At 59.5% G+C, this 9,516-nt stretch carries 7 protein-coding genes; 3 read left to right on the forward strand and 4 right to left on the reverse strand.

Features of this window, described 5'->3' with window-relative positions; genetic code table 11:
- Together RTP97_RS13820 and RTP97_RS13825 are read left to right on the forward strand one after the other, a co-directional pair.
- Window positions 1-2,982, forward strand: coding sequence for a virulence factor SrfB (locus tag RTP97_RS13820; RefSeq protein ID WP_312414575.1), 2,982 nt, complete (start codon window positions 1-3; stop codon window positions 2,980-2,982).
- Window positions 2,979-5,153, forward strand: coding sequence for a virulence factor SrfC family protein (locus RTP97_RS13825; RefSeq protein WP_312414577.1), 2,175 nt, complete (start codon window positions 2,979-2,981; stop codon window positions 5,151-5,153). Before RTP97_RS13820 ends, RTP97_RS13825 begins: the two co-directional genes overlap by 4 nt.
- Before the next feature lie 56 nt (window positions 5,154-5,209).
- Here the strand turns inward: RTP97_RS13825 and RTP97_RS13830 are convergent, their stop codons facing one another.
- Entirely contained in the window at window positions 5,210-5,383 is a 174-nt protein-coding gene (locus tag RTP97_RS13830) for a GhoT/OrtT family toxin (protein WP_072015224.1), read from the reverse strand.
- 384 nt (window positions 5,384-5,767) lie between these two features.
- On the opposite strand from RTP97_RS13830, the gene RTP97_RS13835 reads away from it, so the two are divergent.
- The gene (locus tag RTP97_RS13835) at window positions 5,768-6,658 is read left to right on the forward strand and encodes an SDH family Clp fold serine proteinase (RefSeq protein WP_312414580.1); all 891 of its coding nucleotides are present in this window, start codon (window positions 5,768-5,770) and stop codon (window positions 6,656-6,658) included.
- Window positions 6,659-6,913: 255 nt separating this feature from the next.
- Here the strand turns inward: RTP97_RS13835 and patD are convergent, their stop codons facing one another.
- The 3 genes from patD to RTP97_RS13850 form a co-directional block, all read right to left on the reverse strand.
- Window positions 6,914-8,338, reverse strand: coding sequence for an aminobutyraldehyde dehydrogenase (patD, locus tag RTP97_RS13840; protein WP_312414582.1), 1,425 nt, complete (start codon window positions 8,336-8,338; stop codon window positions 6,914-6,916).
- A gap of 24 nt (window positions 8,339-8,362) precedes the next feature.
- Window positions 8,363-9,169 carry an ABC transporter permease gene (locus tag RTP97_RS13845; protein WP_312414584.1) on the reverse strand — a complete coding sequence of 269 codons (807 nt, stop codon included), beginning with the start codon at window positions 9,167-9,169 and terminating at the stop codon, window positions 8,363-8,365.
- The coding region (locus RTP97_RS13850; protein ID WP_312414587.1) for an ABC transporter permease subunit at window positions 9,159-9,516 on the reverse strand (358 nt) is incomplete at its 5' end. The genes RTP97_RS13845 and RTP97_RS13850, both read right to left, overlap by 11 nt.

Here is a 9,516-nt window from a genome sequence, read left to right on the forward strand (position 1 = left end):
ATGCTGGTTAATCTTTGCGATTACAAACAGAGCGTCACGCTGATTGCCAACAGCGGCGTGCAGTTCCTCGACTTTGGCCTGACGCCGCAGGCCTCGTTACAGAGCGGACGCTTTGTCCGCAAAACGGCTAACGGTCCGCTGCTGCGCCTCGATTACGATCTGATTAACAACCGCTATACGCTGCCTGGGCGCGACGGCGGCCAGCCCGAGGTGGTTAAGCCGGAGAGCACCCTGCCGCTGCTGGAGTCGCTGGCGGTACTGGACGGCGTCTGGCTACCGATACCTTTCTTGCGCTTTAACCCACCGCGTACCTTCGTGGAAGGTCCGGATAACTGGGCCAGGGTACAGATCCGCAAGCTGGCCGAGCCGGACAGCGCAGGCAACACCCACCGCGTTACCCTGGCGCTGGACAGCCAAATCAACGATCTCTCTCCTGCGGCGCTGGCTCCGGCCACCAATGACATCCTTAACGGCACCCGTTTTGCGCTGGCGTGGCGCGACGATGAGGTGTTTGATTTTCTCGACCAGACCTGGATTGACGGCTGGCTGCGCGAGGCGTTCCTGCACTACGCCACCAGCGTCGAAAACCGCAGCGAGCGGGATATTGCTCAGGCCCTGCGCGGCTTTGAGTACCAGGCCCACTGGCTCAACCTGCTCACGCTGTTGGGCGAGCAGTTGACCGTTCCAGAAGTTAAAATCGTTACCCATACCCTGAGCACCCCGGCCATTCCGGTGGATCTGATCCTCGACGTCGGCAACACCCACACCTGCGGCGTCATTATTGAAGATCAGGGCGATGCTAACGATGGCCTGCGCCAGACGGCGGAGTTGCAGGTGCGCTCCCTGAGCGAGCCGCAGTTTTTGAACGAGCCGATGTTCACCAGCCGGCTGGAGTTCTCCGAGGCGCGCTTCGGCAAACAGCACTTCTCGGTGGAGAGCGGGCGCGAAGACGCCTTCGTCTGGCCCTCAATCGTCCGCGTCGGCGACGAGGCCCGCAAGCTGGCGATGCAGCGTCTGGGCACCGAAGGCAACAGCGGCATCTCCAGCCCGCGCCGCTACCTGTGGGATGAGACCCCGGTACTACAGGACTGGCGCTTTAGCCAGATGAACAGCAAGTCCCAGCGCGAGCCGTTAGCGACCGCTTTCCCGCTGATGAACCTGATGAACGATGACGGCCAGCCGCTCTACACCCTGCCGCTGGATGAGCGTCTGCCGGTCTTCTCTCCTCAGTACAGCCGCAGCACCCTGATGACTCACATGCTGTGCGAGCTGCTGGCCCAGGCCCTGGGACAGATCAACAGCGTGGCGACGCGTCTGCGTCTCGGCTTCCCGGCCTCGCCGCGCCAGCTGCGTACCATTATCCTGACCCTGCCCTCGGCGATGCCGAAGCAGGAGCGGGAGATCTTCCGCCGCCGCATGTTTGAAGCCATCGCCCTGGTCTGGAAAGCGATGGGCTGGCACCCGCAGGATGAGGATTTCTCCAGCAGCAAACAGCGCGATAAGAGCGTGGTGCCCGTCCCGCAGATCCAGATGGAGTGGGACGAGGCCAGCTGCGGCCAGCTGGTCTGGCTCTATAACGAAGCGATCTCCCACTACGCCGGGCAGACGGAGACCTTTTTTGCCTCCCTCGCCCGCCCGGACCGCACCGGCGCACCGGATGAAAAACCAGGTCGCGCCCTGCGGGTCGCGTCGATTGATATCGGCGGCGGCACCACCGACATGGCCATTGTCCACTACCAGCTGGATGACGGCACCGGCAGCAACGTCAAGATCACCCCACACCTGCTGTTCCGGGAAGGGTTTAAGGTGGCAGGCGACGACATTCTTCTGGATGTTATCCAGCGCTGCGTGCTGCCCGCTCTGCAAACCCAGCTGCAAAAATCGGGCATTGCCGACGCCGCCGCGCTGATGGCGACGCTGTTCGGCGATTCCGGCCGCATCGACACCCAGGCAGTACTGCGCCAGCAGACGACGCTCCAGCTCTTTATGCCAATTGGGCATGCGATCCTGTCGGCCTGGGAGCGCAGCGACATCAACGATCCGCTGGCGGGGCTGCACGCCACCTTTGGCGAACTGCTTACCCAGCAGCCGACGCGCAACGTCATGAGCTACCTGAAGCAGGCGATCGATCACGCCCTGCCTGCCGGCTCTGCTGAGTTCGACCTCTTCGCCGTGCCGTTGCAGGTAAACTTCAGCGATCTGCAGGCGGCGATGCTCGGCGGGCAGTTTACCCTCACCGCGCCGATCCATGCGGTGTGTGAAGCCATCTCCCACTACGCCTGTGACGTACTGCTGGTTACCGGGCGTCCGGGCTGTCTGCCGGGCGTACAGGCGCTGATCCGTCATCTACAGCCGGTGCCGGTCAACCGCATGGTGTGGCTCGACAAGTACCGGGTGCATGAGTGGTATCCCTTTAACCAGCAGGGGCGGATCGGCAACCCGAAATCTACCGCCGCCGTCGGGGCGATGCTGTGCAGCCTGGCGCTGGATCTGCGCCTGCCGCGCTTCAACTTTAAAGCGGCGGATATCGGGGCCTACTCCACCGTGCGCTATCTTGGCGTGCTCGATAACGTGGTCAATACCCTGCGCGAAGAGAACGTCTGGTACGAGGATATCGACCTGGACAGGTCAGGGGCGAAGCTGGATGCCCGCCTGCACTTCCCGCTGCGTGGCAACGTCACGCTGGGCTTCCGTCAGCTGGCCAACGCCCGCTGGCCCGCCACGCCGCTCTATACCCTGAGCATCAACTCGCCGGAGCTGGCGAAAGCCATCGCCGGAGACGGGGTGCTCAACGTGCGGCTGGCCCTGACCGGCGGCAGCAAAGCGCTTGGGCCGGAAGCCTTCACCTTGAGTGAGGCCTGGCTGCAGGACGGTACGCCGGTAGCTGCCGATGCATTAACATTTAAACTGAATACCCTGGCCGATCGCCGCCACAGCGGCAGCCACTACTGGATTGACAGCGGGAGCGTGTACCTGAAATGAGAGATCTGAGCAAAACCTCCCAGGCATTAATGGCATGGATAGATGAGACCCGCCAGCACGCTCCGCTGCTTAACGATGATGCCGACGCCCTGCTGCTGCGCCTGACCGCGGCGGCCGCTCATGAGAGCGTGCTGGCGCGCGCGGCTAACCAGCCCCGCACCGTAGGCCTCTACGGCCACGCCCAGGCGGCAAAGGCCCACCTGCTTACCGCCCTGTGCAGCAGCGGCAGCGGCCGGGTGAACGTTAAGGCCGGAGAGAAGAGCTTCGACTACCTGAGCCATATCAATCCTGGCCATGCCCTTACCGGAATGGCGCTGCGCTTCACGACCCAAGATCAGCGCGTTGACGATGCATTTCCCCTGCGTCTGCGTCTGATTAGCGAGGCCGAGCTGGTACAGGTATTTATTGCCCATGCCGCCGGACAGCAGGAACGTCATCTCGTCGACCGGGCGGTGATTGAAGATCGCCTTAACCGCTGGCGCGGGCTGCGTCAGCCGCACCCGGTGGCAGGCATCACCGCTGAAGAGGTGGCCTCTGTCGCCGCGTTCTGGCGTACCACCGTGCCTGCCGCAAAGCAGCAGATCGATGATGGCCTGTGGCACCAGTTCGCCACTCTGATCCCCTCCCTGGACCTGCGCGCCCGGGCCAGCGCCTGGTCGCTGCTGTGGGGTGAGCAGCAGGAGCTGACCCAGCAGTGGTTGGCTCTGGCGCACGTTCTGCACCAGACCGGCAACGCCGCCGAGCTGGCCGCACCGCTAAGCCTGCTGGTAGATAACTTTGCCTTGCCGACCGAGGGCTTTTTAAACCCGCTGGCGGCAGGGAGCATTGAAGCGCAGGCTGAAGTGGTGGTTCATCCTCTGTCAAAAGACGCGCTGCAAAACGCGGTGAGCATTCCTCTCGCCACCCTGTCGCTGCTGGCCTGCGAGCTGGTGCTTTGCATCGATAAAGGCGTGCTGGACGGGGTCGATATTGTGGATATTCCCTGCCCGGCGGCGCTGCCTGAGCGCCCGCTATGGCACAGCAAATGCCGCTGGCTGCTGGAGCGCTATCGTCAGCAGCTGCAGCCGGACGTACTGATGATCTGCAACGCCACGCCGCAGCGCAGTGAAACCGCCGCGACGGCCAAAGCTCTGCTGAACTGGGTGCAGGAGACGCAGTCGGGCCAGGAGACGGCGCTGCCGGGGCTGGTATGGGCGATTACGCCACAGGATGCGCGGTTTACCACCTCGCTAAACCTGGACGAAACCGTCCAGCAGCTGCTGGGCAAGCCCGGCCAGCGCTGGGGAACTCTGCAGGCGCTGGACGCCAGCAGCCTGCAACGGCTGATTGAGTGGCTCTCCCAGGCCACCGCGCCGTCGTTGCGCGTTAGCCGACTGAACGCCCTCCGCGAGCGCCATCACCAGACGCTGCGCGATCTGATGCAGCCCCTGCTCTTGCCGCTGACGGAAGATGCCGATGCCCGCCGCGCACGCGCTGAGGCGACCATCCGCGAGTTACAGGGTCAGGCCGGACGCCACGGTGAGCTATTAGAGGGTCTGCTGCCGGAGATGAAGCAGTTTGACGCCCTGTGGAAGGTGCAGCTGCCGCGAGAGGAGAAGGTGAGCGGCCTGTTTAACGAGGCGATCGATCTCTTTGCCGATGCGCAGGAGACGCCGGAGCGCGCCAGCGCTGCGCGGGATGCGGGTCAACAGGCGCATGCCATGTGGGTAAACCACCTGCGCCAGTGGAGCCGCAGCGCGGAGAGCGCCAACCGGCTGGGCATGACTCCTGCGGCGCTACGCCAGGTGGCAGACACCATCATTACCACCAGCTACCGCCTCGATCTTGCCGGGCAGCTGCAAACGCTGATGCAGCGGGATAACGCCTGCGCAGCGCAGCTGCATGCGGCCATTGGCAACCTGATCGCCTGGCTTGGCTATGCCGACGTCGCGGTAAGCCAGCGTCCGGCCAGCCGCATCCAGAAAGGCAGCGCGATCTTCAGCACCGACGCGCCTGCCCACACCGAAGGCAGACTGACCAGACTGGGGGAGCAGCCGGTTCATGCCGCTACCCGCTACGTCTATGACTGGCTGGTGGCGCTCTATACCCGCAGCAACGAGAACATTGGTTATCAGCACCCGTCTGACGTGACGGATGCCCAGCGCGAAACGCTGCGGGCGCTTCTGCCCTGACAGCTGTCCCCCGGTGGCGCAGCGCGCGCCGGGGAAATCTCTTTACACCTGTTCGCTTAGAACAGTGAAATCAGCAGCGCCACCGGGAAGCTCATCGGCCAGGTTGAGCCGATCAGAAACGCGCACAGGAAGCGGATCCGCTTGCGATCCTTTGACAGAAACCAGGTGATGAGTGCACAGATCGTCGCCATCACGGCGTAGAAGACCAGCATTTTTTGGTATAGGGTCATAGCCGACATTTGCTCAAAATAGAATAAAACGCGCGCAATATGCATTTTTTATTGATGTAAATCAAGCTTTATCCCTGCGCAAGTGAGGGAAACCGGACATGTCGATTATGTCGGGGGCGAAAGGCGAAAAGAAGAGCAAAGCAGGCAGGCGGCGGTGCAGTTTTGGTCCACTAACGAGCAAAAGGGTATTTTTTAAAGAAACTCTCGAGCAAGTGCCTGGTTCACAAAGATCAACTTGCGCTAATTTAAACAAACCCTATTATCGGCATAGCAGTTAGGGTGAGGCCCTAAATATATATAACCCTCCTGAATACCAGCGACCTCAGCCTGCCAATCACATTCATTTAAATAATATTTATAATCATGATATTTGCGGAGAGTATTTTGAGCAATATAGATGACACAATTGAAGGCTTTATCGCTTTTAAAATTGATGAATTAAAAAACGTTCACTTTCCAGACTCAGATGTCATTGTGTACTATGGAGGAATTACAGAATGGGCTAAACAGATCTATCAACCGGTACTTGAAGGCATTGGCCGGGCAGCAAAAAGGAAACAGAGAAGCTCTCTTGTCATAATACTTTCTACTGGCGGTGGCTCTGTCGAGTCTGTAGAAAAAATGGTTGAAATAACCAGGCATTTTTATCAGGAGGTCTATTTTATTGTCCCTAACTATGCCATGTCTGCTGGTACGATTTGGTGCATGTCTGGTGATAAAATTTATATGGATTATGCTTCTTCGCTGGGTCCGATTGATCCACAGGTCCAGTCACCTGACGGTAAGTGGGTACCTGCTCTTGGATACCTGGATAAAGTCGAGGAAGTTATTAACAAATCGCATACCGGACAGGTTACGCAGGCTGAATTAATGATGCTTAATAACTTAGATTTAGCCCAGCTCAGACGCTACGAGCAAGCCAGGGAGCTGTCTAAAGATCTGTTAAAGAAATGGCTTGTTGAATACAAATTTCGTAACTGGAACGTACGAGAAACCACTCAAGCACCTGTAACCCAGGAAGATAAAATCGCCAGGGCCGAAGATATCGCAGTGGCTCTTAGCGATAACAGGCGCGGGCATTCACATGGGCGATTTATAGGTATTAATACGCTTAGAAACGATCTCAATCTTCAAATAGAGGACTTTACGGATAACGTACAACTAACAGAAGATCTTAGAGAAATAGATAAGATGTTGACGGAATTTAGATTCAAGGTGCAAAAAGAGATAATCGTAATGTCATCTTTGGCTGATGACATTGCCGCACAAGAGTGATAGCGTGGAGCTACTCTCACAGGGGGAATAACAACATGCCCAATTCAAGATTGATTGAACAGGTTATATCGTTGTCGGCTATGGTTTGCTCGCCACGGCAAAAATTCATGATTAATGACCTAAAAAGTATGAACTTATTGAACCCTCCGAAGTTTAATCTTGCCTATGGCCCAGTGTCGTCCGTTAGCGGCCAGAATAAAAGATAAACTGTGGCTGGAACGGCATCCCTTGCTGTTTCAGCCACCTAAACCTACCCTAGTGCTTAATCATCACATGCCGAATCACGGTGTAGTCCTCGATGCCGTAGACCGACATATCCTTGCCGTAGCCGGACATCTTCTGCCCGCCGTGCGGCATCTCACTCACCAGCATAAAGTGGGTGTTGACCCAGGTGCAGCCGTACTGCAGACGGGCGCTTAGCCGGTGCGCCCGGCCCACGTCGCGGGTCCAGACCGATGAGGCCAGCCCGTACCGGGAGTCGTTAGCCCACCCCAGCACCTGCTCTTCATCATCAAACGCGGTCACGCTCACCACCGGACCAAACACTTCATGCTGGACGATATCATCCTCCTGCCTGGCCCCTGCCAGCAGCGTCGGCTGGAAATAGTAGCCCGCGCCGTCGCGTTTCGCGCCCCCGGTCACGACGCTGATATGCCCCAGCGCTTTCGCCGCCTCCACTGCCTGCGTGACCCGCTCCAGATGCGCTGCAGAGCTGAGCGGTCCCAGCTCGGTGCTCTCATCATCCGGCGCGCCCATCTTCAGGCTTGCCACCGCCGCGCCCAGCTTCTCTACCAGCGCATCGTAGATACCCTTCTGAGCATAGATGCGGCAGGCGGCGGTACAGTCCTGGCCCGCGTTGTAGTAGCCAAAGGTACGCACCCCTTCCACCACCGCATCGAGGTCGGCATCGTCAAAGACAATGACCGGTGCTTTGCCGCCTAGCTCCATATGGGTGCGCTTCACCGACGATGCGGTATGGCCGATGATATGCTCTCCGGTGGCAATCGAGCCGGTCAGGGAGACCATCCGTACCTTCTCGTGGCCGGTGAGCGGATCGCCCACGGTCTTACCCCGACCAAACAGCACGTTGAGTACACCAGCCGGGAAGATATCCTTCGCCAGCTCCGCCAGCTTCAGGGCGGTGAGCGGGGTAATTTCCGACGGCTTAATCACCACGCAGTTGCCCGCGGCCAGCGCAGGAGCCAGCTTCCAGGCGGCCATCATCAACGGATAGTTCCAGGGCGCAATCGATGCCACTACGCCCACCGGATCGCGGCGGATCATCGAGGTGTGTCCCTCCAGATATTCACCCGCCGCCAGGCCGTTGAGGGTGCGCGCCGCCCCGGCAAAGAAGCGGAAGACGTCAACTACGGCAGGGATCTCATCCCCAATCACGCAGTGCAGCGGCTTGCCGCAGTTGAGGGACTCCAGCTGGGCCAGCGCCTCGGCGTTATCCTCAATTGCCTGGGCGAGATCGAGCAGCGCCTGGGCGCGGACTTTCGGCGTCGCATAGCCCCACTCGGCAAAGGCACGATCGGCAGCCTGCACGGCGGCGTCCACCTGAGCGGCAGACGCTTCGGCAATCTCCAGCAGCACCTCACCGGTGGCGGGATTGTAGACCGCCTGCTTTTCACCTTCGCCGCTTACCAGTTCGCCATTAATTAACAGTTGATCTTGCATAATCATATCCTGTTTGAGGGTCAATTATTTCTCATTGCCAAAGGCGTTCTCGCCTCTGCGGGTCAGCCACCAGGCACCCAAAATGGGGAGGGTTGTCACTAGCATTACCAGCAGAGCCACCACGTTGGTGACGGGCACTTCGCGCGGCCTGCCCAGCTGGTTCAGCAGCCACAGCGGCAGGGTGCGCTCGTGTCCGGCAGTAAAGGTGGTCACGATGATCTCATCAAACGACAGGGCAAAGGCCAGCATCCCGCCCGCCAGTAGCGCCGAGCCAAGATTCGGCAGCACCACGTAGCGAAAGGTCTGCCAGCCATTGGCTCCCAGATCCATTGATGCCTCCACCATGCTCCAGGCGGTACGCCTGAAGCGGGCAATAACGTTATTAAAGACCACCACCACGCAGAAAGTGGCATGGCCAATCACGATGGTCAGAAATCCTGGCTCCAGCCCTACTGTTTTAAATGCGGTCAGCAGCGCCAACCCGGTCACGATGCCCGGCAACGCGATGGGCAACAGCAGCAGCAGTGAGATAGCACTCTTGCCAAAAAACTGGCTGCGCCAGAGAGCACAAGCAGCAAGCGTGCCAAGTATCAGCGCCACCAGGGTCGCCAGCGCCGCCACTTTCAGTGACAGTGTCACCGCATCGAGAATATCGCTCCGCACTGCTGCCACAGTGAACCAGTGCAGCGTCAGGCCCTGGGGCGGAAAGCTGAAGGCGGCATCTTCGGTATTAAAGGCATAGATAGCGATGATCAGCAGCGGGAAGTGAAGAAAAACCACCCCGCCCCAGGCGGCTATTTTCAGTAGCAGCGGTGCGCGATCAGAGTGCATCGAACGCTCCCAGGCGCTTCACGAGCGCCAGATAGAGGGCAATCAAAACGATGGGAACCAGCGTAAACGCCGCCGCCATCGGCATGTTGCCAATCGCCCCCTGCTGGGAGTAGACCATGTTGCCAATGAAGAAGCCGGGCGGACCCACCAGCTGCGGAACAATAAAGTCGCCAAGGGTCAGGGAGAAGGTGAAGATTGACCCTGCCGCCACGCCGGGGATCGCCAGGGGGAGCACCACGTGGCGGAAGGTCTGCGCCGGACGCGCGCCGAGATCCGCCGAGGCCTGCAGAAGCGACGGCGGAAGTCGCTCCAGCGCCGCCTGCACCGGCAGGATCATGAACGGTAGC

Origin of the sequence: Pseudescherichia sp., assembly GCF_031998825.1 — a bacterium.
Classification (GTDB): domain Bacteria; phylum Pseudomonadota; class Gammaproteobacteria; order Enterobacterales; family Enterobacteriaceae; genus Pseudescherichia.

Coding starts and splice junctions, on each gene's coding strand:
- RTP97_RS13820 (WP_312414575.1), top strand. CDS start 1: ATGCTGGTTAATCTTTGCGATTACAAACAGAGCGTCACGCTGATTGCC.
- RTP97_RS13825 (WP_312414577.1), top strand. CDS start 2,979: ATGAGAGATCTGAGCAAAACCTCCCAGGCATTAATGGCATGGATAGAT.
- RTP97_RS13830 (WP_072015224.1), bottom strand. CDS start 5,383: ATGACCCTATACCAAAAAATGCTGGTCTTCTACGCCGTGATGGCGACG.
- patD (WP_312414582.1), bottom strand. CDS start 8,338: ATGCAAGATCAACTGTTAATTAATGGCGAACTGGTAAGCGGCGAAGGT.
- RTP97_RS13845 (WP_312414584.1), bottom strand. CDS start 9,169: ATGCACTCTGATCGCGCACCGCTGCTACTGAAAATAGCCGCCTGGGGC.